The organism is Enterococcus phoeniculicola ATCC BAA-412 (assembly GCF_000407505.1).
GTDB lineage: Bacteria > Bacillota > Bacilli > Lactobacillales > Enterococcaceae > Enterococcus_K > Enterococcus_K phoeniculicola.
Window position 1 is genome coordinate 779,133 of sequence record NZ_ASWE01000001.1, and the last position, 24,071, is coordinate 803,203.

The following is a 24,071-nucleotide window of genomic DNA, read 5'->3' on the forward strand; positions in this document are numbered from 1 at the left end:
GGAGTGGTTGGATGAATGAGTTAAAAAAAGAACTAGAAAGCTGGAGTAAAGAATTATCCACTTTTCATTTACCTAAATGGGAAGAGCTACCTGAACTAGATTTATATATGGATCAAGTTCTCACCCTGATTGATCGTTACCTCTCACCAGTTATTCAGCCGGAAAAGCACACACTCTTGACCTCCTCTATGGTTAATAATTATGTCAAGCTAGGGCTGATACCTGCGCCAGAAAAGAAACGTTATTCCAAGCAGCATGTAGCTTTTTTAGTTGCAATTACCTTGTTAAAGCAAGTGTTAACAATTCCAGAAATCAAAGAAGGTATCTTATTTCAAGGAAAAGCAGTTGGTATAAGAGAAGCATACAATTTATTTTGTGAGGAACAAGAGCAAGCCATCCATATTGCTTGCCGTCAAGCACAAGGGGAAGCTGTTTCAATTGCCCAACAAGAGGTTCGTTTTGACTATTTAGCCGTGAAAGCTGCGACTGCCTCTTTTGCAGCAAAATTGCTAGCAGAAAAGATGATTGAGATTGAAACAATTTATATGAAAGAAGGTCACTTTGATGAATAAAGAAAAAATAGCTATTTTAGTTGATTCAGGAACAGATGTACCTGAGGAGATTGTTACTCAGGAAAACATGTACATGATTCCTTTAAAAATTATTTATAAAGATAAAGAATATACAGATAAGATAGATATTACTGCAGAAGAAATCTATCAAAAATTACCGATAGAAATTCCAAGTACCTCTTTGCCTGATGGAGAAGCAATTACGAAGATTTTTGACAAGATTAAAGCAGATGGGTATGAAAAAGTATTAGCCATCACTATTTCCAGTGGTCTAAGTGGGACATTTAATGTTGTTCGCTTAATAGGAGAACAATATAAGGGACTGGAGACCTTTGTATTAGACACAAAAAATATTGGTATTGGTGCAGGATTTCAAGCAATCAGAGCTGCAGAACTCCTACGAGAAGGTGCTGATTGGGCAACGTTAACTCAACAGCTGAGTGATGAAGTTGTAAAAAATAAAGTCTTTTTTAATGTAGCGACTTTAGAGTATTTACAAAAAGGTGGAAGAATTGGTTTAGTTGCCTCATTATTAGGCACGGCTTTAAAGTTAAACCCTATAATTTCTTGTAATGCGGAAGGAATCTATCACACTGTAGCTAAAGCGCGTGGACGGAAAAAAAGCTTAGATAAAACCATTGACTTAGTGAAACAATTTGTGGGTGAGCATAAGAAATTTAATATTGCGGTTGCCCATGGAGATGCACTCGCAGATGCCGAATCAATGAAACAACGTCTAGCGGAAGTCTTCCCAAGGGTCAGCAAAATTTATTTTGGACAAATTTCTCCTGCTTTAGTGGTTCACACAGGTCCTGGGTTATTAGGTGTAGGAATACAACTTCTAGATTAAATAACAAAATTAAAAACCAATAAGAAACTAAAAAGTTTTTTCTGAAAAAGTAATGCAAAATTTCGCCATCCTTTTCTGAAAGTGATATGATTGATTTCGTGAAAGGGGTGATTTTTTGAAAAAAGCAATAGCAGAACTTATTGGTACATTTATTTTAGTTTTTATTGGTACAGCAACTGCTGTTTTAGGTGGGGGAATTGATGGTATTGGCATCGCAGGAATCGCGTTGGCATTTGGGTTGACTATCGTTGCTGCAGCTTACAGTATCGGCACTGTTTCAGGAGCACATTTAAATCCGGCAGTCTCAGTTGCTATGTGGCTTAATAAACGCATCACATTGACGGAGTTAGCTTACTATGTAGTGAGTCAAGTAATTGGCGCGATTTTAGCGAGCTTCACTTTGCGGTTCTTATTAACGGATGCAAAACTTCCTGTAGATAATCTGGGTCAAAATGGACTTGGAGAATTAAGTGTAGTTGGCGCATTAACTGTTGAAATTATTTTAACATTTATTTTCGTCTTAGTGATTATGACAGTCACTAGTGCGTCAAAAGGAAACAGCAAACTAGCAGGACTAGTAATCGGATTGACCTTAACAATGGTGCACTTTGTAGGTATCCCATTAACAGGAATGTCTGCTAATCCGGCTAGAAGTATTGGACCTGCCTTATTTGTAGGCGGCGATGCATTGAATCAGCTTTGGGTATTTATCGTTGCACCAATTGTAGGTGGTTTATTAGCTGCAGTTGTGGCAAAAGCCTTACTGAATACTGAAGAATAAAACAATAAATCGAATGATTAGCTGGATATAGAAGTAGTCGGGTAGAACGTTTGACGTTCTATTCCGGCTTTTTTTTGTCTTAAATAAAGGGGAATATCGCAGTGTCTGGTATTTGAAAAGTTTTATTTTTTATTAGAAAATTGTGTAAGGGTGAAAGAATCCACAAAATAAGGTATAATGGTTGAGTATAAATATAGATGAAAATGAAACCGAGGTGGCTTCTAATGAAAAAAATATTAGTTGTGGATGATGAAAAACCAATTTCAGATATCGTGAAATTTAATTTGACAAAAGAAGGATATGAAGTATTTACAGCCTATGATGGAGAAGAAGCATTAGAGAAAGTAAAAGAAGTAGAACCAGATTTAATTCTTCTAGACCTAATGCTTCCTAAAATGGATGGACTTGAGGTGGCTCGAGAAGTGCGAAAAACCTATGACATGCCAATTATTATGGTGACAGCTAAGGATTCGGAAATTGATAAGGTACTTGGCTTGGAGCTTGGAGCAGATGACTATGTGACGAAACCATTTTCTAATCGTGAGTTAGTTGCACGTGTGAAGGCCAATCTTCGTCGAGGAGCAGTTCCAGCAAAAGAAGCAGAGGATGCGGCACCATCTGAATTATCGATTGGTGATTTGACGATTCATCCAGATGCATATATGGTGACAAAACATGGCGGTACAATTGAATTAACCCATCGTGAATTTGAGTTGCTTTTCTATCTTGCCAAGCATATTGGTCAGGTGATGACTCGTGAGCATCTTCTTCAAACCGTTTGGGGATATGATTATTTTGGCGATGTTCGTACAGTTGATGTAACGGTTCGTCGCTTGCGGGAAAAAATTGAAGACAATCCAAGTCATCCTAACTATTTAGTGACGAGACGTGGTGTAGGCTACTACTTGCGTAATCCAGAACAGGAGTAAGCGAGTATGAAAAAAAAAGTTCGTTTTTACCAATCGGTTAACTTCAAAATCGCTTTAGCTTTTATTTTGATTTTGTTAATTTCAATTGAGATCATTGGTGCGTATTTCATTCGAGGCTTAGAGCACGAAACCATTAATAATTTTATATCAGATATGAATTCTCGTGTGACAAGTCTTGCGTCAACAATTGGTCCTGAGTTAAGCAAGAAAGATGATCAAGGACAAGAAACAGAAGATGTGTCGACGAATATTCAACGAATTATTAACAATAGTTCGTTATCTGATGTTATTGAAGTTCGTGTGATTGATGATAAAGGAATTGTTCGAGCAACCAATCGGTCCAATGACGCAAGCATCATTGGAAAAAAGAATGATTATACTAACGCAAATGATTTCACAAGTAAACAAGAGGTTGTCTTTGATCCAGGTACAGACAAGCGAGTGAATATCAATATACAACCGATTCAGTCCCCGACTGGCGATGCCAATATCGGGGTTCTTTATGTTAAAAGTGACATTGAAAAAAAATACTCGGAAATCAGCGATACTGCCTTGATTTTCTTTTCTGCATCGATGATTGCCGGTCTAATCTCAATTATTGTTGCGGTTCTTGTTTCCCGCTCAATCACGCAGCCAATTGGCGAGCTGAGAGAGCAGGCGCTTCGAATTGCTAGAGGAGATTATTCAGGAAAAGTAAAAGTACACGGTAAAGATGAGTTAGGTCAACTAGCAGATACATTTAATCAGCTATCAGAAAGAATAGCAGAGGCACAAGATACCATGGAGTCAGAACGGAATCGTTTGGACAGTGTACTCTCTCATATGACTGATGGTGTAATTGCTACGGATCGACGAGGGAAAATTATCACAATTAATGAGATGGCTCTTTCCTTACTAGATGTAACTACTGAAGGGGCAATTGGTGAATCGATTTTAACATTATTAGATATTGAAGAAGACTATACGTTGAGAAAACTATTAGAGGATTCAGATGAAATAGTGTTGGATCGTTCAACCTCAAATCAAGAAAAAGATCAGATGATTTTACGTGTTGATTTTGCGATGATTCGTCGTGAGTCAGGATTCATCAGCGGACTCGTTGCTGTTTTACATGATGTTACTGAACAGGAAAAAACAGAGAGAGAACGAAGAGAATTTGTATCGAATGTTTCTCATGAACTGAGAACCCCGCTGACAAGTATGAGAAGTTATATTGAAGCGCTAAGTGAGGGTGCATGGAAAGACGAAGAGATAGCACCCAACTTTTTAAATGTCACGTTGGAAGAAACAGATCGAATGATTCGTATGATTAATGACTTGCTAAGTTTGTCCAGAATGGATACGGGAAATTCCAATATACAGATGGAGTATGTAAACTTTAACGAACTTATCAGCTTTGTGCTGGATCGATTTGATATGATGGTCACAAATCAAGAGAAAAAGTATACGATTCGTAGAGAATTTACTCAAAGAGACTTATGGGTAGAAGTGGACACAGATAAAATTATTCAAGTTGTTGATAATATCATGAATAATGCTATCAAGTATTCGCCGGATGGGGGAACAATTACCTGTCGTTTACTTGAAACACATAATAATGTTGTGTTGAGCATAAGTGATCAGGGCTTGGGTATTCCTAAAAAAGATTTGACCCGGGTCTTTGAGCGATTTTATCGTGTGGACAAGGCGCGTGCACGTGCTCAAGGTGGAACTGGACTTGGTCTTGCGATTTCAAGAGAAGTAATAAAAGCGCATGGCGGGTCAATTTGGGCAGAAAGTAAGGAAGGAAAAGGTTCAACATTCTATATCTCCTTACCTTATGAACCCTATGAGGAGGATTGGTGGGAATGAAAATACCAGAAAGAATCATTCAAATAGGGCTCGTTTTTCTTATCTTACTAAGCTTGTACTTTACGTATGTTATTTGGTTGAGCCCAGCAAATAAAGGCACACAAGAATTAAATAACTCAACAAGCGCTGTTGTTTCACCCACGTCAAATTATCGAAAAGAAACAGAAACGTTTTTACCATTGAGAATTACGTGGTTTCAGGGGAACGAGATAAAAGAAAGTAATGGAGAAAATTTGATAACAAATATTCAAAAAGTGCTCAATGATTCATCCATCGGAGTGATAGAGAAAAAGGTTATTGAGGACAAAGATAGTTTTGAGCCTTACGATGTTGTTAAAAATGGCATTGAGTTGGGTTATGCCTCAAGCTTTTTATTGTCAGAGTATAATGAAACCTATGGCTTAGCAATGGATTTGAGTGAAGCAAATGAAGGAGCTTTTTATTTTAATACGATTCAGATTGATTACGATAAAAAGAAGATTCGATTCCTAGATTATAGTAATTATTCTGTTTATGAAGCTTCCATTGATATTGATGAAAAAAAGATTAATGACTTTTTACTATCAAAAAATACTTCATTAACACCAATGAAAAATGCAGAAGATTCGATTCTTGAGCGACAATATAGTACGCAGGATAAAGTGAAATTGAAAAAATATAGCTATATTTTAGCCCAACAGCCTGTTTCACTATTTAGAAATGCATTTTTCCAGAATCCGGAAAACGTTCAGGAAAACAATTCTGCTCTTTCTTTTTATAGCGGGCGTGAGGTGTTGTCTATTTCGGATACTAGCCAAGCAATCGATTTTAAAGGGGATATTTCTAAGAGTCCAAAGCAAGCAGATATTTTTTCAGAAAGTTTTTCCTATATTGAAAAGTTAGGAAATTCTATTGGGAACCTGCGTTACTTTGACCATGCTTCCAGTACAGTGAACTATCGAACTTTTGTTGAAGGATTTCCAGTTTTTAGTGATGGAAATCAAGGGAAAGTAAGTATTGATATTCAGCGTAACAGAAAGAGTCAAGTAGTTGGTGCGCCAGATTATTCGATCCATATTGAGACAAGCCGAAATACGATTCAGGTACCAATACCCTCTGATGAAGAAATAGAATTGTTAAGCACAAATGAGATGGTTCAACAGCTTGTTGACAAGGGTGCCTCTGTTGATAAAATAAAAAATGTAATCGTTGGCTATACGTGGAAAGTGATTAAAGATACAAAAACAGTGGTTGACTTGACACCTGAGTGGTATGTCCAATATGAAGATACGTGGTATTCTGCAAATGATTTACTCCAAAATCTATCAGAATTGGAGGGCAAATAAGTGGATTATCGAAAAATAGAATGGATATTTCTTATCGCTTTTCTAGGGTTGAATATGTTTTTATTTTCTATTTATAATGAAAGTCAAAACGAGGAAAACTCTATTAGCCGCTACAATCAAACGGATACCATTGAAAAACGTCTGGCAAATGACAATATAAGTGTATCTGGAAAGCTTTCGAACAAAAAAAATGAGGGATATTACTTAAGTGGCGAGCAAACGGATATGCATACAGCTTTAGAGAATGCGCGTGAAAAACGAGGAGATGAACAGCTCCTTAACACAGGAGTTAGCATCTCAGAAAATACACTGACAAGTATATTAAAAAATAATTCCTACATTAGTGAAGAAAAAATAGAAGACAGCTTAACTGAATTTCTTCAAAAAAAAGATCGCGTTCTTTTTGGAGAGGAGTACACGTATTTAAGCCGTTTTTCAACTACTGACGATGACTATCATCAGTTAATTGCTGTACAAACCTTTGAAGGAATTCCTTTTTATGATGAAACAGCAAGAATTGATGTTAGTTTAGAAAAAACAGGTGATTTACTTAAAATTAGTAAATATACACAAACACATATTTCAGACATAGAAATGCTTCGCGAAAAAATGGATTTGTACACAGAGCGTGATATAATTAATACACTCTATACAAATAATCGGATTCCTAGCGGATCAAAAATTAAGTGGAGTCAGCTAGCCTATTCAAGAATTTTAAAGGTTCGCGAAAAAAATGTATATGTACCTGTTTGGTTTGTAGCCATTGAAACAGCTGAAAAAACGGTACAGCTAGAAAGTGTGAATGCAATCAGTAATACGATCACAACAAATGCAATCGTTCCAAAGATTAATAATTAAGCAGTAGTAGAAATAGAAGGGAAGTAGCTACAGATTATGGAGTCAAAAGAAGCATTTAAGGTTAGTATTTTAGCTAGTGGAAGCACCGGAAATTCCCTTTATATTGAAAGTGAAAAGAAACGTATCTTAGTAGATGCCGGACTTAGCGGTAAGAAAATCACTTCATTAATGGCTGAAGTAGGGCGTTCACCAGAGGATTTAGATGCCATTTTAGTTACGCATGAGCATAAGGATCATATTCATGGAGTAGGAGTTCTAGCTAGAAAATATAAGTTAGATGTCTATGCAAATGAAAAGACATGGTCTGCAATGGACACGATGATTGGAAAAGTGGACGTTGCCCAAAAGCATATTTTTGAGATGGGAAAAGTACTGACTCTGGGCGATTTAGATATTGAGAGTTTTGGTGTTTCACATGATGCTGCAGCCCCGCAATTCTATCGTTTTTATAAGGATAACCGGTCGTTTGTTGTTTTAACAGATACGGGTTATTGCAGTGACAACATAAGAGGCGTGATAAAAGATGCGGATGCTTATTTGATGGAGAGCAATCATGATTTGGAAATGCTGCGAATGGGCGGATATCCATGGAGTCTAAAACAACGTATTCTAGGGGATCATGGACACTTATCAAATGAAGATGGTGCTCTTGTTATGACTGATATTATAGGAGACCGTACCAAACGAATTTATCTAGGTCACTTGAGTAAAGAAAATAATTTAAAAGAACTTGCTCATTTGACTATGGAAAACACGTTGCGAGAAAAAGATTTTGGTGTGGATGAGGCATTTAGAGTGTATGATACAGACCCAGATTCTGCAACAGAGCTATTTTCTATTTAAAAAGAGCGGACAGAACAAGTTATTTCTGTCGTGAATTAAAAAATTAAGAGCGTGGACATAAACTGTTTATTTAAGTTATGTCTCACGCTCTTTTTAGTGAATCCAGTGATAATATTTAGCTGTTTGTATAAGGATGACCATTGCATTCATTCCGCTGTGTGTCAGAATAGATGTCCAGATGCTTCCTGTAAAATAATAAAGAAGTGAGAAGAAAAAACCGAGAGAAAAATAGACAAGAAGATGTCCATCTTGATGTGCAATGGCAAAAAATAAAGAGCTAATAATTGCACCAATCCAGAAATTAGAATAGCGACTAATTATTCCTAATAGTGCACGACGAAAAACAAATTCTTCCATGATAGGTGCGGTAAGTGTAGTTATGAGTACATAGATAGGCAATTCTAAAATGGTTTTCGTGACTGATCGAGTATTCTCGGAGGTTTGCTGTGACTGAAAAAGCCAAGCTTCAACCATTGAGGCATAACTTTGGATAAATAGAGAAAGGACAATCCCGATGAGTCCAAGTACCAAGAGTTTAAAAATTGATTTTTTTGATTTTTCAAAAGGCAACGGATCATTTTGGCGTATATAGAAGTAGAAGATAAGTAATGTCGTTGCAATAGAGCATATAATGACACTTGCTATGTAGGGTGTGATGCTTACAAAGCCAAAGAGGACAATTTCTTTTGTGTCTGAAAGAAAATTAAGCTGCAGCAGAAAGCTTGGAAGCAATAGAGAAAGACCATAAAAGAAGATGGTTAAAAAGCTGTATTTCTTTAAAGACATTTAGTTGCTCCAATCTAATTTTCACTCATTATAGCATAGAAATAATGAAAAGTTGCTAGAATAGAACAGACAAAAAATTATAAAAAATTTGAAAGAAAATACTTGCAAACTGATACGGAAATGAGTATCATTAGAAATGTAAGTTAGCACTCGGTAGTCAAGAGTGCTAAAACTAATTATTATTTAACGGAGGGATTTATCGTGTTAAAACCATTAGGCGATCGTGTGATTATTGAAGTCGCAAAAGAAGAAGAAAAAAGCGTTGGAGGCATAGTTTTAGCTTCATCAGCTAAAGAAAAACCGCAAACAGGTACAGTTATCGCAGTTGGTGAAGGGCGCGTGCTTGAAAGTGGGCAAAAGATTCCTGCTGCAGTTAAAGAAGGCGACCAAGTAATGTTTGAAAAATATGCTGGAACTGAAGTGAAATACGAAGGAAATGAGTATTTGATTGTTTCAGGAAAAGATATTATTGCGATAGTTGAATAAAAGAATAAACTTTAAATAAATATTATATTGAGGTGGATGAATAATGGCAAAAGATATTAAATTTGCAGAAGATGCACGTGCAGCAATGTTACGTGGAGTTGATATTTTAGCAGATACAGTGAAAGTAACATTAGGTCCTAAAGGAAGAAATGTAGTTTTAGAAAAAGCATATGGCTCACCACTTATTACCAATGATGGTGTAACGATTGCGAAAGAAATCGAATTAGAAGATCATTTTGAAAATATGGGCGCAAAATTAGTTTCAGAAGTTGCTTCTAAAACAAATGATATTGCAGGAGATGGAACAACAACTGCAACAGTCCTTACACAAGCAATTGTCCGTGAAGGTCTAAAAAATGTGACTGCTGGAGCAAATCCATTAGGCATTCGCCGCGGAATTGAGCTTGCAACAAAAGCCGCGGTTGAAGAACTACATGCTATTTCAACAGTGGTTGATTCAAAAGAAGCCATTGCGCAAGTTGCAGCAGTTTCTTCTGGTGATGAACGTGTTGGCCAATTAATCGCAGATGCAATGGAAAAAGTTGGTAATGATGGCGTAATTACTATTGAAGAATCAAAAGGAATCGAAACTGAATTAGACGTTGTAGAAGGAATGCAATTTGATCGTGGATACTTATCACAATATATGGTAACTGACAACGATAAAATGGAAGCTGTCCTAGACAACCCATACATCTTAATTACAGATAAAAAGATTTCTAACATTCAAGACATCTTGCCATTGTTAGAACAAATTTTACAACAATCTCGTCCATTATTGATTATTGCAGATGATGTTGATGGAGAAGCATTACCAACATTAGTCTTAAATAAAATCCGTGGAACATTTAACGTCGTAGCTGTAAAAGCACCAGGATTTGGCGATCGTCGTAAAGCAATGCTTGAAGATATCGCTGTATTGACAGGCGGCACAGTGATTACTGATGATTTAGGTCTTGAGTTGAAAGATACGACAATTGAAAACTTAGGAAATGCAAGTAAAGTTGTTGTAGATAAAGATAATACAACTATTGTTGAAGGTGCAGGCGAAAAAGCAGCTATTGATGCACGTGTACAACTAATCAAAAATCAAATCGGTGAAACAACTTCTGATTTTGACCGTGAAAAATTGCAAGAACGTCTTGCTAAATTAGCAGGTGGTGTTGCAGTAGTTAAAGTAGGAGCTGCAACTGAAACTGAATTAAAAGAATTGAAATTACGCATTGAAGATGCATTAAATGCTACACGTGCAGCTGTTGAAGAAGGTATGGTTTCCGGTGGGGGTACAGCTCTTGTGAATGTTATCGGTTCTGTTTCTGCTGTAGAAGCAGAAGGCGATATTGCAACAGGAGTGAAAATTGTTATCCGTGCTCTTGAAGAACCAATTCGTCAAATCGCTGAAAATGCTGGGTATGAAGGCTCAGTAATTGTCGATAAATTAAAAAATGTTGAATTAGGTGTTGGTTTTAACGCAGCAAACGGTGAATGGGTGAACATGGTTGAAGCAGGAATTGTTGATCCAACCAAAGTGACTCGTTCAGCACTACAAAATGCAGCCTCTGTTGCCGCTTTACTATTGACAACTGAAGCAGTTGTAGCAGATAAACCAGAACCTGCAGCACCAGCTGGACCAGCAATGGATCCATCAATGGGCATGGGCGGTATGATGTAAGAGAGTTAAAAGAGTGGCTGTAAAGCCTATCTGACTAAAGAAATAGATTGGATTTTGCTCGTGATCGGCAAAATTCAATCTATTTTTTGTTAGAAGAACAAATCCCTTCACGATGTCTGTTAAGTTTCTTAAATCGAGTGTTAAGAATGCCTAAACAAGACTAATTCTCTCATTGTTTAAGGATCTGTGGCTAACTCAAAAAATTTTCGCTAGCTAAAAACTGGATGAACGTAAGCACTCTTTTCGATAACTATCCCCTGTTAATGCTTCTAAAAGTAGTTTTCTAAATGAAATACATTCATTTCTGTTTACTTGAATTTTTCACTTTGAGCTAGTTAACTGAAGACAAAGATATGATGAAAGCCCAAGAAAACAAAAGAATCAACGTAGATGGACGAATAAAGTTGTAAGTAAAAGTTTGGACTTGATAGCAAATTATGTATAGAAACAACTATAAATAAAGGATTACCTCCAGAGAAAAAGCTTGTATTATCAAATTTATTATCAAATAGAAAGGAATTCGATGATTAATTGCCCTCATAAATAAAAAATAAGGCAATCGCTAGTTGACCTAGTATAACTATAACAAAAATCAATATGAGCAGAGTAAGTAAAATTGTTAAGGTTCTGAATACGATGAAATCAATTTTTTTAACTGCTTTTCTTTTAAAATGTTTAAAGTAAATAAGCGTAGGTGAGACGAGAAGAAATAAAAAAATTAGAACCACAAGAACAGAAAATACAGGAATTAAATACATAATTTATTATACCCTTCAATATATTTTAAAAAAAAGTGCTGATTATTCACTGTTTTTATAATGAATAAGAATGCCTATTTTACGGCAAGTATAAACTCAGTTTAACAAATTCTGAAAAAGAGTGCCAATAGGGAAGGCGAAAAGCACACAGATGGTTAAACAACTATCGGGAATTAATCAACGATTATTACTGGAATAGAAGGAAAGAACAATAAAAATCTCTAAATTAAAATCATGTTCATCATTCAAATTAAACTGCTAGGTAGGCCTTTTTGTAACCCACTGATTCACTTATTTACAAACGCATTCATTTTCAGTATAGTTTAGCTAGAGAGTCGGGATGCGCAATCAATTATTTTATTCAATAAGAAAATAAGCCTAGCAATCGTCAGTCTTATTGTGATTTTATTGATAATCGAGACCTCTTTCAAAAATCTCAAGCTAGCTGCTGAACCAGATAGGAATGAATAGGGACAAAAGATGATACTAACTATAGAAGTACTTCTGCTATTAGAATGAAGTTTGCCCGAGCTGCTTGTAAGGACAGTCTCTTGGTGAGTGCTCAATCAGATAAGACGAGTATCTATACATATGAAGAACAAGAAGTAAGTTCAGGTTAAGCAAACGTCTGTGAGAAATAGTTTCACTAGTGAAAAGGTAGATGATTTATATGTAGAATATGCTCATTTAGTACCTCCTGTTTGAATTAAAGCAGCTACTAGAAAAACAAATGGATGCGATAAGAGCCAATAATGAGCAAACAGTATCAAAAGAAAATAAGGAGACTTTTATGATAGAAGAGATTGGAGAAGATAGAATGATTACATCGACACGCTCAGAATGTGTGGGAAAAAGGGTCGTGAAAGAGCTAGGAATTGTCAGCGGCTATGATGATTCTTGGAGAGCGATTCGCATGTCTGTTAGTATGACTGAATATATTCAAACAGCAATTAAAGATATGGAAAAAGAGGCAAAAAAGCTAGGTGCAAATGGTATTCTTGGAATTAGTTTTGCACTAGGGGATTCAACAAAGCCAGTTGTGATAGGAACAGCGGTTTTATTGGAGGATGAGTAATGATTTTGAAATAGTTATTTACTGTCAGCAGGGAAAATAAGTAGTCATTTTTGAAATTGATTAGAGTGTGAATAGGAAGGTTACAGTCTTTTACTACATAAAAAAACCAGGAGAAACTAACTGAATTTTTCCTGGTTTTTTTGTATTCTATCAATGACTTTCTTTTATCGCTTCTGCAAGTAACTTTGTAGCACCTTTTCCAGCTTTTTCGTCATAATAGGAGGTGAAGCGCTCGTCGACTAGGTACATTTCTGCCAATCCTTTATGGGCATCTACTGAATAGCTAGGCCAAGTGTAGAATAACCATTCTTTATGCAGGTTAACAAGTTTGGTTTTCACCTCAGAGACATCAGCATCAGCAGAAAGTGAAGAGCGTAGGAGAGAAATTAAATTTTTTTCTGTCTCGTTCATTTTTTGATATTGTTCTTCTGTAAGATTGCTAAATTTTTTATTAGATTGTTTCATGATTTCTTCTCCATACTGCTCACGTAGTTCTTGTCCATAAGTTGCTTCGTTTTCTTGTACTTTTTGTGCTTTAAAGGCTTCAAATTTTTCTGAATCTGTCATAGGGCTTTCTCCTTTTTGGTAACGTAATGTCTTTTCCACTGTAGAAATCAAGGAATCGATAGATGCGCGTTTTTTTAACAGCTGTCTGTAATGTCCTTCTAATGCAGTGGTAATTTGGAAGTTCGGCTGGTCTAAGATTTTTTTTATCTCTTCCAGCTTCATATCAAGGGAACGATAGAATAGGATTTGCTGGAGACGGTCAACCTCGGCTTCTCCATAGATACGATAACCTGAAGAATTGATTCGTTTTGGCTTCAGTAGTTTTAGCTCATCATAGTACCTGAGTGTTCGTGCACTAACACCAGATAGTTGAGCAATCGCTTTAATTGTATATTCCATAGTTATTCCTCCTGACAAATCTATCATAATCCCTCACGTTACGAGAAGGTCAACAATTTTTTCTAAAAAGTCAAATGGTTTAAATTCTACTTATGTTATACTTCATTTAAGAATGAAATGAAAGAGGGAACTTATGAATATAGTATTTTCGGATGTTGATGGAACATTTCAAGATTTAGGGGTAGAGACACCTCAGATAAATATTGATGCTGTAAAAGCTTTGCAGGCACGAGGGGATCATTTTGTATTTGTTACGGGTCGAGGATTTGGATTAGTTGAGCAAATGGAACAAGAGCTAGGATTAGATTGTGATGTTATTTTTGGAAATGGGGCTGGATTAAAGGAAGTCGGAAAGCCCGCTGTTTATCGCAACTGCCTTTCTTTAACTACATTAAAGAAGATGATTCCTATCTTGGAGGAAGAATCTATTTTGTATTTTATTCACACGGATCAGGAAGTGCTTATACAGCCTGTCGATAAATATCGAAAAAATCTTCAAGACTTACGTGAAAGTATGACTTTCATGGGAGACCAAGGAACGTTATTGATGGACTATAAAACGACCTATTTTGAAGAAAGCTGTCATCACGTTGAGGATATTGTAGAATTTTTAGAAGCCCATCCTGAACGGGTCATTGTAAAAGTAGAGCTAATGGAAGCAAGTGAAGAAAAACATCAGCTACTTCGAGAAAAACTTAGTAGTGAAACAACCTACGTGTTTACATCCTTTGTAAAAACACTTGAAATCGTCAATCCGCTAAGTACAAAGGGAGCTGCAATTCAAAACTACTTGAAAAACTATCCTGATGTGACGAGTTTTGGAATTGGTGACGGAGAAAATGATTTGCCAATGCTTGAAGTAGTAGACGTAGCGGTTGCTGTAGCAAATGCAACAGAAAGTGTGAAAGAAAAAAGTCATCGTCTGACAGTCAGCTGTAACGAGGGCGGTGTAGGAAAATTTATTTTTGAAGAACTTCTTTCAAATGAAAAATAATTTTAAAAAAATAGAGTATCTATATAAGAGAAGGAAAATAACTATCTGGTTTTTATAGGCTATGTACGTTTCCATTTTTGTTTTGAAGTATTAAATAAGTATCAAGGTTCTAAAGAGGAGAAGCATTGCTATTTAGCACGCACCAAACGCTCAAAAATTTGCCAAGAAAATCGAAATGATGAGCCAGTTGTAAAAAATCAAGCGATTTTCTTTTTCATCTGTGTTTTTTTGTTATAATAGAGGATAAATAAACTGAAAAGCAGATGTTTCATATAAAAGGAGTAAGAAGATGAAGAAAGTCTATGCAGATGACAGCTTAACACTACATACCGATTTATACCAAATTAACATGATGCAAACGTATTGGGAATTAGGAAGAGCTGATTTACATGCAGTCTTTGAATGTTATTTCAGAGAAATGCCGTTTAAACATGGGTATGCCATTTTTGCTGGCTTAGAAAGGCTCGTGGATTATTTGGAAAATCTCCATTTTTCCGAGACTGATTTAGCTTATTTAAAAGAAGTTGAAGGATATTCGGACGGGTTTATTGATTATTTAAGAAATTTTGAATTTGCCTGTACTGTCCGTTCAGCAAAAGAAGGCGAGTTGGTTTTTAACAATGAACCAATTATTCAAGTAGAGGGTCCTCTGGCTCATTGTCAGTTAGTGGAAACAGCTCTCTTAAACGCAGTTAATTTTCAAACATTACTTGCAACGAAAGCTGCACGTATTAAATCAGTAATAGGAGATGACCCCTTATTAGAATTTGGAACACGTCGTGCACAAGAATTTGATGCCGCTATTTGGGGTACAAGAGCAGCTTATATAGGTGGAGCAGATGCCACCAGTAATGTTCGCGCAGGAAAGATTTTTGGGATTCCTGCAAGTGGGACACATGCGCATTCACTCGTTCAGTCTTATGGAAATGATTACGATGCATTTGTAGCATATGCAAAAACGCATAAGGATTGTGTATTTTTAGTGGACACTTATGATACGTTAAAATCAGGAGTTCCTACTGCTATTCGTGTAGCAAAAGAATTTGGTGATAAGATTCGATTTTTAGGGGTTCGGATTGATAGCGGGGATATGGCGTATATCTCTAAAAAAGTACGAGAACAGCTAGATGAAGCTGGATATACGGATGCAAAAATTTATGCATCAAATGATTTAGATGAAAATACAATTCTTAATTTAAAGATGCAAAAAGCCAAAATTGATGTTTGGGGTGTTGGAACGAAACTAATTACAGCCTACGATCAGCCAGCTTTAGGTGCAGTATTTAAATTAGTTTCAATTGAGAATGAAGCAGGAGAAATGATTGATACGATTAAACTTTCCAGTAACGCTGAAAAAGTGACCACTCCTGGGAAAAAACAGGTTTGGCGTATCACTCGAAATTCTGATGGGAAATCTGAAGGAGATTATGTGACCTTATGGGATGAAGATCCTCGAGAAGAAGAGGAAATTTTTATGTTCCATCCTGTTCATACATTTATTAATAAAACAGTCAAAGATTTTTCTGCCAGACCCGTGTTAGAGGAAATCTATCATGAAGGAAATCTGGTGTATGAGCTTCCTTCGTTAGAGTCTATCAAATCGTATTCAAAAGACTGCCTTGATTCACTATGGGAAGAATACAAGCGTGATCTAAATCCTCAAAAGTATCCGGTTGACTTATCTACAGATTGCTGGAATCATAAAATGAAAATTATGGAACAAATTCGTCAACAAGTAGCCAAAAGCTATATTGTTGACTAGGAGGCAAAAAAATGAGCTTGCAAGATGAAATTATCAAGGAACTAGGCGTTCAGCCAACGATTGACCCTGAAAAGGAGATTCGTCGAAGTGTTGACTTTTTAAAGGACTACTTAAAGAAGCATTCATTTTTAAAAACATTTGTTTTAGGGATAAGTGGTGGTCAAGATTCTTCTTTGGCTGGTCGATTGGCAGAGTTGGCTATGACAGAAATGCGTGAAGAAACTGGAGATAGCACTTACCAGTTTGTAGCTGTTCGTCTCCCTTATGGCACACAGGCAGATGAGTCAGATGCAAAAAAAGCAATGGCGTTTATTCAACCAGACATTCAATTACGAGTGGATATAAAACCTGCTGTGGATGCGCAAGTCACATCTTTAACAGCTGCGGGTGTTCAAATTGGCGATTTCAATAAAGGAAATATAAAGGCTCGTCAACGTATGATTACACAATACGCAATTGCAGGAGAAAAAGCCGGGGCTGTGATTGGTACAGATCATGCAGCCGAAAATATTACTGGATTTTTCACAAAATTTGGTGATGGTGGTGCAGATATTTTACCACTCTTTCGATTAAATAAAAGGCAAGGGAAAGCATTGTTGCAAGCATTAGGAGCATCAGAGGAGCTCTATTTAAAAATACCAACTGCAGATTTAGAGGATGACAAACCTCTTGTTGCAGATGAAGTTGCTTTGGGTGTTACCTATGATGCGATTGATGATTATTTAGAAGGAAAAGAAGTTCCTGTAGATGCACAAGAAAAAATTGAAGCTTGGTGGAACAAGACCCAGCATAAACGACATCTGCCAATCAGTGTATTTGATACGTTTTGGAAGTAGAAGACAAGAGCTTAGGATTGTAATTGATTCTAAGCTTTTTTGCGTAAAAACTTCCTTTGAGCAGAGTGGAGAAAAATTTGTTAAAACTTTCCAATGAAGCTGGAAGCGACTTTACATTCAAAAAAGCAAGGACTACAATAAATGATGATGTGATTTCAATGTATGGTTTCAAATAAGAAATGAATGTGAAGGAGAACTTTCGTGAAAAAAAAGATTCAAGCATTACTGCGTGATAAACGAGTCATCTATCCAATCATTACCATCCTGTTATTGGCACTAGTAGTAGGGAGCAATCTTTATTTACAATGGTGTCAGAATAACCTTTCATGGGATTTAGCGTTTAAATTTGCTTTTTCATGGCATGCAGAGAAATTTTTCTTGGGTTGTTTTGTATTAGCAGTTCTTCTTTTGTTTTTCATTAGTCTGGCAGGCTCGGTAGGCGTTGGTACACTTCTCTATAGCTTGGTTATTGGTATTTTAGGCTATGCGGATTATATGAAGATGACGCTTAGACAAGAACCCATTTATCCAGATGATCTAAAAATGATTACAGAGTTGGGTTTGTTAAAAGAGATGGCAGGAACAGGACCGTTTATTCTTATCATGGCATTGTCCCTTGCTGCACTGAGCTTATTTGGCTGGGGAATTTACAAAAGCTTTAAAAAGCCTCGACACTTTCAAGTTATTCGAGGAACTACGTTTATCTTATCTATTGCGTTGTTTTTCTATATTAGTAATTTCAATAATCCAAATAATTTACTGCGAAAGGAATATAACAAGACGGCACTTTGGATTCCTTACAGTCAGAAGATGAATTATTATAATACAGGATTCATTGGAGGGTTTTTATACAATTTAAAAGTTGATCCCATGGATAAACCTGCAGGATACTCAAAAGAAAAAGTAGAAGAAATTACAAAAAAATATAAAGACTTAGCAAAAAATAAGAATAAGACACGTACTCAACGAGAACCTAATATTATCTATATAATGAGTGAAAGTTTTTCTGATCCTTCTCGATTGAATGGATTAACAATCTCTGGAGATCCATTAGCTGACTATTATGAAATGGCTAACCAAACATATAGCGGGAATATGCTCTCCCAAAATTATGGGGGCGGTACGGCAAACATTGAGTTTGAGGCATTAACCAGTTTTTCAATGGAGTTGATGAATCCACAAATGACTACACCTTATACAATGCTTGTTCCTAAAATGACTGAATTTCCTTCGTTAGTTTCAGTTTTAAAAGATAGAAATTATCAGACGACAGCCATTCATCCGTATAATACCTCTATGTATAAACGAAAAGATGTATATAATGTGTTTGGATTTGATCAATTTTTAGATGAAGATACTATGACATATACGGATACGATTCAAAAAAATCCTTATATTTCAGATGCAGCTGCTTACAAAGAAGTCATGGATATTCTAAAGGATGACAGTACGCCGCAATTTATTCATCTAGTGACCATGCAAACGCACATGCCCTATAGTGGAAAATATACAGCGCTTGACTATCAAGCAAGTGGAGAAGGGAATATGGATTCTCTCCAAAATTATTTACAAGACGTCTCTTATAGCAGTCAGGCATTGAAGACCTTTTTAAATGAGTTGAAAAAAGTGGACCGTCAAACGCTAGTTGTTTTTTGGGGAGATCACTTGCCAGGGATTTACTCTGATGAAATACAGGCTGCAAACGATGAAAGTACGCTTCATGAAACACAGTTTTTAATGTATGATAATAAAGGAAATTTAACAAACAAAGATAATCATCAAGCCATAACAAGTCCATTTTATTTTGCAGGAGATTTGATGGAACAAAGTAATCTGCCGACGACCGGATTCTATCAGCTGGTAAATGCGGTGCAAGAAACACTGCCAGCATTTGAACGAAATTTGTATTTTCAAAATGGTCAATGGCAAAAAGAAATAAAATTGACAAAAGATGAGTCAGAAGCCTATGAAGCCTATCAAATGATACAATACGATATTGTTGCAGGAAATCAATATAGTCTATCTGAACGTTTTTTTAAGGAGTAAATCATGAGTTTTGTAAAAAAGGACAATCAACAGTTTTATAATCCGATTCGTCGAGGAATCCTGAATCATCAGATGATTGAGCCTGGTGATCGAGTAGCAGTTGGAATGAGTGGAGGAAAAGATAGTACAAGTCTTTTATACTTTCTCGATACGATAAAACGACAAAAAAGGTTAGGCTTTGACTTTGAGATTGTTCCTATATGCTTATCGATGGGCTTTGATATGGATATATCCCCTATGAAGGAATTTGTTGAGCATTTAGGTTACAGTCTCGAGATTGTAGATACAAATATCGCGCAAGTGGTGTTTGATATACGTGAAGAAAAGTCTCCTTGTTCCTTATGCGCTAAGTTACGCAGAGGCTATCTTTACACTCGGGCACGAGAGCTGGGTTGCCAGAAAGTTGCCTTGGGACATCACTTAGATGATGCAATTGAAACGTATTTTATGAACTTTTTATTTCATGGAAAAATGAAAAGCTTTGAACCTAAAAGTTATCTGTCAAAAACGGATATTACGTTGGTCCGTCCGATGATTTATTTACAGGAAAAGGAGATTATTCGATTCGTGGATAGAGAAAATCTCCCAGTTATTTTTAATCCTTGTCCCGTAGATAAAAAAACAAAGCGAGAAGAAGTTAAACATTTGGTTAGTCACTTAGCAAAGGACTATCCTGATATTCGAGAGAAATTTATTATGGGGATGGAGCAAGGGCAGGTACAGGACTTTTGGCCTATTTCCAAAATAAATGACTAGAAGAAAGCTGGAATAAAATCGTTTTGTTTAGAAAACTGGACAGATTTTATTTCAGTTTTTTTATCCCAGGGTGAATAGTAGAGATTGAGGAGATTAGAAATAGCATCAACTACAGGTAGTGAGATCCACAGAATTTTTACTTTTAGCGGCTGGCTGACAGCTATTTGCTATTTAGTGATATTCACTCTTGTCACGACCTGTTCATTTTGATTTTTAAAGATTTAATACTCTGTAAAAATTATAGGGTTAACAGATGGACAAGAGAGGATTGTCAATAGTTTTATTGGCTTTTTATTGCATATCCAGTAAAAAAACATGAAAATTGTGAAAAATGATTGCTCTATTACACCAGTCATTGTATACTAATAGAGTAATGATTCATGAGGGAGTAACTGGCAGCGAAAGCTGTGGCAACATCACCAACCCTGAAAGAAATTTCTGGTGTTGTCTTAAACAGTGAGACTTATGTATGTTTATTGAGCATACACAAGTCTATTTTTTTTCCTTTTTTTCTAGGATTCGTTAGAATAGACTTGTAGAGCTGAAAAATGAGGAGGAAGAACATGTCAGAAGAGAAAAAGCAACAATTAACTCATGCATTTTACGGTCAAACAGAAGAAACCGTACTTTCTGAGTTAGACACTTCAAGGGAAGGGCTTAGTGGTGCAGAGGCGAAAAAGCGTCTGAGCGAATATGGAGAAAACGAGCTTGACGAAGGCAAAAAGAAAAGCATGCTTGTTAAATTTTTTGAACAATTTAAAGATTTAATGATTATTGTCTTAATCGCCGCAGCAATTATTTCAGCGATTGTCTCTCACGAAGTTATTGATGCTAGTATCATCATGTTAGTTGTAATCATTAATGCAGTGATGGGTGTTATTCAAGAATCAAAAGCGGAGCAAGCGATTGAAGCACTTAGAGAAATGTCTACCCCAAACGCGAATGTTTTGCGTGATGGCCATACATTATCTGTAAAAAGTGATGAACTGGTTCCGGGAGATATCGTTTTACTAGAAGCGGGCGACGTTGTCCCTGCAGATATGCGATTAATTGAAGTTCAATCATTAAAAATTGAAGAAGCTGCTTTAACTGGTGAGTCAGTTCCCGTTGAAAAAGAATTGACAGTTTTAGAAGGAACAGACATTGGTATCGGGGATCGTATCAATATGGCTTATTCAAATAGTAATGTGACTTACGGACGTGGAAAAGGTGTAGTTGTTAACACTGGAATGAACACAGAAGTAGGAAAGATTGCGGGCATGCTTGCACAAGCAGACGAAACAGAAACACCATTAAAGAACAACTTGAACCAATTAGGTAAATTCCTGACACTTGCAATTATTGTAATTGCAGTCATCATGTTCTTTGTAGGGATTTTTGTAAACAACACTTCACCAGTTGATATGTTGTTAACGTCTATTTCATTAGCAGTTGCGGCAATTCCAGAAGGATTACCAGCGATTGTAACGATTATTTTAGCTCTAGGAACCCAAGTAATGGCAAAACGTAATTCTGTAATTCGTAAGTTGCCTGCTGTGGAAACGTTGGGAAGTACAGATATTATCGCTTCAGATAAAACGGGTACATTAACGTTGAATCAAATGACGGTTGAAAAATTATATACAGATAATAAGCAAGTTAGCGCAGGTTCAGATATTTCAATAGATAATATGGCATTGAAAATTATGAACTTTAGTAATGATACAAAATTTGCACAAGATGGTACACTAATCGGTGATCCAACAGAAACGGCGTTAATTCAATTTGGATTAGACCATGGCTTTAACGTTACTGAGAAAGTTGCAGAAGAACCACGTGTTGCGGAGCTGCCATTTGATTCTGAACGTAAATTAATGTCTACCGTTCATCAATTAAAAGACGGTAAATTCTTAGTTGCAGTTAAAGGTGCGCCAGATATTTTATTACAAAAAACAAACCGAGTGTTGTTAGATGGCAAAGAAGTAGCAATGACACAGTCTGAAAAGAATGATATTTTAGCAAATAATACTGATATGGCGAAACAAGCTTTGCGTGTATTAGGCATGGCGTATAAAGTCATTGATACAATTCCAAACGAAGTGACAAGCGATGTGTTAGAAACTGAGTTGGTATTTGCTGGATTAGTAGGGATGATTGATCCTGAGCGTAAAGAAGCTGCAGAAGCTGTGCGAGTAGCTAAGGAAGCGGGCATTCGTCCAATCATGATTACAGGAGACCACCGTGATACAGCTGAAGCAATTGCTGCTCGTCTAGGGATTATTAAAGAAGGTGACGATGCTGCGGTTTTAACTGGTGCAGAGTTAAATGAAATGTCTGACGATGAATTCGCTAAGCGAGTACACGAATATTCTGTCTATGCACGTGTTTCTCCAGAGCATAAAGTACGTATCGTGAAAGCTTGGCAAACAGAAGGAAAAGTAGTTGCGATGACAGGGGATGGCGTAAATGATGCCCCGGCCTTGAAACAAGCAGATATCGGTATTGGTATGGGAATTACAGGGACTGAAGTTTCTAAGGGTGCTTCTGATATGGTTCTTGCAGATGATAACTTTGCAACAATCGTCGTAGCTGTTGAAGAAGGTCGTAAAGTATTCTCAAATATTCAAAAAACTGTTCAATACTTGCTAGCAGCAAACTTAGGGGAAGTTTTAACCTTATTTATTGCTACCTTACTTGCATGGGACACATTATTACCAATTCACCTATTATGGATTAATCTTGTAACAGATACATTCCCAGCAATCGCTTTAGGAATGGAACCTGCGGAAAAAGATTTAATGAGTCACAAACCTCGTGGACGAAACTCGAACCTATTTTCAGGCGGTGTGTTTGGAAGTATTATCTATCAAGGGATACTTGAAGGTGGAATTACGTTATTTGTTTACTGGTCAGCGATTCAATGGCCTGTACATGCTGGATATGATGCAATTCATGCTGATGCGCTAACTATGTGTTTTGCAACGCTTGGATTAATGCAGCTATTCCATGCATTTAACGTGAAATCAATTCATGAGTCCATCTTTAAAGTGGGACCATTTAGAAATAAAACATTCAACTGGGCAATTCTATTGTCATTTGCGTTGATGGCTGTGATTATCTTAGTACCTGGATTAAATGATATTTTCCGTGTAGCTCATTTAGATGGCTACCAATGGGGAATTGTCCTTGCCGCTTCTATCTCAATTATTCCAATCGTTGAAATAGTGAAGTTCTTCCAACGTATGGGATTAAAAAAAGCATAGCAAACAGGAACAGGTTCATGAATAAAAAAGAGAAAATGACATCTTAGTCAAATGAGATGAGCAAAATTTAGTGTCTATAAGCAACGAAAGCCAGCTGGTTTTCGTTGCTTATTTGTTTGACTTCAAAACTAAGTAACATTCTGTATTTGTAGTTTTGAAGCCTCTATAGCTAGTCATCTGTTTCCCTCGTTTTATTGATTAAGCTAGACTACTAAATAAGTGTTTTTATGGACACAAAAGCAGACGAAGGTGCGGGCATGACTGATTAAAGTTATACCCAAGCGTAAAACTCTTAATAAAGGCTAGGAAGAGAAGGGAATCTGTTGGGTGGGGGGCTCATCTCCACTTCGTTTCGCTCTCAACAACTTCTACGCATGAAACATGCTAGAGTTGAAGGTCTCCACTTCGTTTCGCTCTCAACAACTTCTACGCATGAAACATGCTAGAGTTGAAGGTCTCCACTTCGTTTCGCTCTCAACAACTTCTACGCATGAAACATGCTAGAGTTGAAGGTCTCCACTTCGTTTCGCTCTCAACAACTTCTACGCATGAAACATGCTAGAGTTGAAGGTCTCCCCTGCGTTTGTCTCTCAACAACTTCTGCACCATAGGATATGCTAGAGATGTCCCCGCTTGGTGCTGCAAATCACGTAGCTATCACAGTATCTTTTTGCTTCTCGTAGCTGACCATTTCTGTCTCGAGCTCTGAGCGAATTTTGTCTATAATTGAAAAAAGATTACTA

Annotated in this window: 19 protein-coding genes; 17 read left to right on the plus strand and 2 right to left on the minus strand. The window is 36.6% G+C overall.

Annotated features, from left to right (window positions below; genetic code table 11):
- Positions 1 to 11: 11 nt before the first annotated feature.
- From I589_RS03525 to I589_RS03560, 8 genes are all read left to right on the plus strand, one after another.
- On the plus strand, positions 12 to 572 hold the full coding sequence (locus I589_RS03525) for a DUF1836 domain-containing protein (protein WP_010769507.1): 561 nt from the start codon (positions 12 to 14) through the stop codon (positions 570 to 572).
- Positions 565 to 1,422, plus strand: coding sequence for a DegV family protein (locus I589_RS03530; RefSeq protein ID WP_010769506.1), 858 nt, complete (start codon positions 565 to 567; stop codon positions 1,420 to 1,422). The genes I589_RS03525 and I589_RS03530 overlap by 8 nt, the downstream gene beginning before the upstream one ends.
- A 115-nt stretch (positions 1,423 to 1,537) precedes the next feature.
- Positions 1,538 to 2,203, plus strand: coding sequence for an MIP/aquaporin family protein (locus tag I589_RS03535; protein ID WP_010769505.1), 666 nt, complete (start codon positions 1,538 to 1,540; stop codon positions 2,201 to 2,203).
- Positions 2,204 to 2,427: 224 nt separating this feature from the next.
- On the plus strand, positions 2,428 to 3,132 hold the full coding sequence (gene yycF, locus I589_RS03540) for a response regulator YycF (protein WP_010769504.1): 705 nt from the start codon (positions 2,428 to 2,430) through the stop codon (positions 3,130 to 3,132).
- A gap of 6 nt (positions 3,133 to 3,138) precedes the next feature.
- Complete coding sequence (gene walK, locus I589_RS03545; RefSeq protein WP_010769503.1) at positions 3,139 to 4,983, plus strand: cell wall metabolism sensor histidine kinase WalK; 1,845 nt, start codon at positions 3,139 to 3,141, stop codon at positions 4,981 to 4,983.
- Positions 4,980 to 6,308 carry a YycH family regulatory protein gene (locus I589_RS03550; protein ID WP_010769502.1) on the plus strand — a complete coding sequence of 443 codons (1,329 nt, stop codon included), beginning with the start codon at positions 4,980 to 4,982 and terminating at the stop codon, positions 6,306 to 6,308. Before walK ends, I589_RS03550 begins: the two co-directional genes overlap by 4 nt.
- Positions 6,309 to 7,166 carry a two-component system regulatory protein YycI gene (locus tag I589_RS03555; RefSeq protein ID WP_010769501.1) on the plus strand — a complete coding sequence of 286 codons (858 nt, stop codon included), beginning with the start codon at positions 6,309 to 6,311 and terminating at the stop codon, positions 7,164 to 7,166.
- A gap of 36 nt (positions 7,167 to 7,202) precedes the next feature.
- The gene (locus I589_RS03560; protein WP_010769500.1) at positions 7,203 to 8,009 is read left to right on the plus strand and encodes an MBL fold metallo-hydrolase; all 807 of its coding nucleotides are present in this window, start codon (positions 7,203 to 7,205) and stop codon (positions 8,007 to 8,009) included.
- Between the two features lie 93 nt (positions 8,010 to 8,102).
- Here the strand turns inward: I589_RS03560 and I589_RS03565 are convergent, their stop codons facing one another.
- Positions 8,103 to 8,795, minus strand: a complete 693-nt coding sequence (locus tag I589_RS03565) for a CPBP family intramembrane glutamic endopeptidase (protein ID WP_010769499.1) — start codon at positions 8,793 to 8,795, stop codon at positions 8,103 to 8,105.
- Between the two features lie 201 nt (positions 8,796 to 8,996).
- Here I589_RS03565 and groES point away from each other — a divergent pair, with 201 nt between their 5' ends.
- The 3 genes from groES to I589_RS03585 all read left to right on the plus strand — a co-directional run bounded on the left by groES (position 8,997) and on the right by I589_RS03585 (position 12,786).
- Complete coding sequence (gene groES / locus I589_RS03570) at positions 8,997 to 9,281, plus strand: co-chaperone GroES (protein ID WP_010769498.1); 285 nt, start codon at positions 8,997 to 8,999, stop codon at positions 9,279 to 9,281.
- A gap of 43 nt (positions 9,282 to 9,324) precedes the next feature.
- The gene (gene groL / locus I589_RS03575) at positions 9,325 to 10,953 is read left to right on the plus strand and encodes a chaperonin GroEL (protein ID WP_010769497.1); all 1,629 of its coding nucleotides are present in this window, start codon (positions 9,325 to 9,327) and stop codon (positions 10,951 to 10,953) included.
- A gap of 1,548 nt (positions 10,954 to 12,501) precedes the next feature.
- Positions 12,502 to 12,786 carry a heavy metal-binding domain-containing protein gene (locus I589_RS03585; protein ID WP_010769495.1) on the plus strand — a complete coding sequence of 95 codons (285 nt, stop codon included), beginning with the start codon at positions 12,502 to 12,504 and terminating at the stop codon, positions 12,784 to 12,786.
- 150 nt (positions 12,787 to 12,936) lie between these two features.
- Here the strand turns inward: I589_RS03585 and I589_RS03590 are convergent, their stop codons facing one another.
- Complete coding sequence (locus I589_RS03590) at positions 12,937 to 13,692, minus strand: MerR family transcriptional regulator (RefSeq protein WP_010769494.1); 756 nt, start codon at positions 13,690 to 13,692, stop codon at positions 12,937 to 12,939.
- Between the two features lie 133 nt (positions 13,693 to 13,825).
- Here I589_RS03590 and I589_RS03595 point away from each other — a divergent pair, with 133 nt between their 5' ends.
- The 6 genes from I589_RS03595 to I589_RS03620 all read left to right on the plus strand — a co-directional run bounded on the left by I589_RS03595 (position 13,826) and on the right by I589_RS03620 (position 23,328).
- A complete protein-coding gene (locus I589_RS03595) occupies positions 13,826 to 14,686 on the plus strand; it encodes an HAD-IIB family hydrolase (RefSeq protein ID WP_010769493.1) in 861 nt (286 codons plus the stop codon).
- Between the two features lie 289 nt (positions 14,687 to 14,975).
- The gene (locus I589_RS03600; RefSeq protein ID WP_010769492.1) at positions 14,976 to 16,448 is read left to right on the plus strand and encodes a nicotinate phosphoribosyltransferase; all 1,473 of its coding nucleotides are present in this window, start codon (positions 14,976 to 14,978) and stop codon (positions 16,446 to 16,448) included.
- Between the two features lie 11 nt (positions 16,449 to 16,459).
- The gene (gene nadE, locus I589_RS03605) at positions 16,460 to 17,284 is read left to right on the plus strand and encodes an ammonia-dependent NAD(+) synthetase (protein ID WP_010769491.1); all 825 of its coding nucleotides are present in this window, start codon (positions 16,460 to 16,462) and stop codon (positions 17,282 to 17,284) included.
- Between the two features lie 201 nt (positions 17,285 to 17,485).
- Positions 17,486 to 19,330 carry an LTA synthase family protein gene (locus I589_RS03610; protein WP_010769490.1) on the plus strand — a complete coding sequence of 615 codons (1,845 nt, stop codon included), beginning with the start codon at positions 17,486 to 17,488 and terminating at the stop codon, positions 19,328 to 19,330.
- A 3-nt stretch (positions 19,331 to 19,333) separates the two neighbouring features.
- Positions 19,334 to 20,086, plus strand: coding sequence for a tRNA 2-thiocytidine(32) synthetase TtcA (locus I589_RS03615; protein WP_010769489.1), 753 nt, complete (start codon positions 19,334 to 19,336; stop codon positions 20,084 to 20,086).
- A 563-nt stretch (positions 20,087 to 20,649) separates the two neighbouring features.
- Positions 20,650 to 23,328, plus strand: a complete 2,679-nt coding sequence (locus I589_RS03620) for a cation-translocating P-type ATPase (RefSeq protein ID WP_010769488.1) — start codon at positions 20,650 to 20,652, stop codon at positions 23,326 to 23,328.
- Positions 23,329 to 24,071 lie beyond the last annotated feature (743 nt).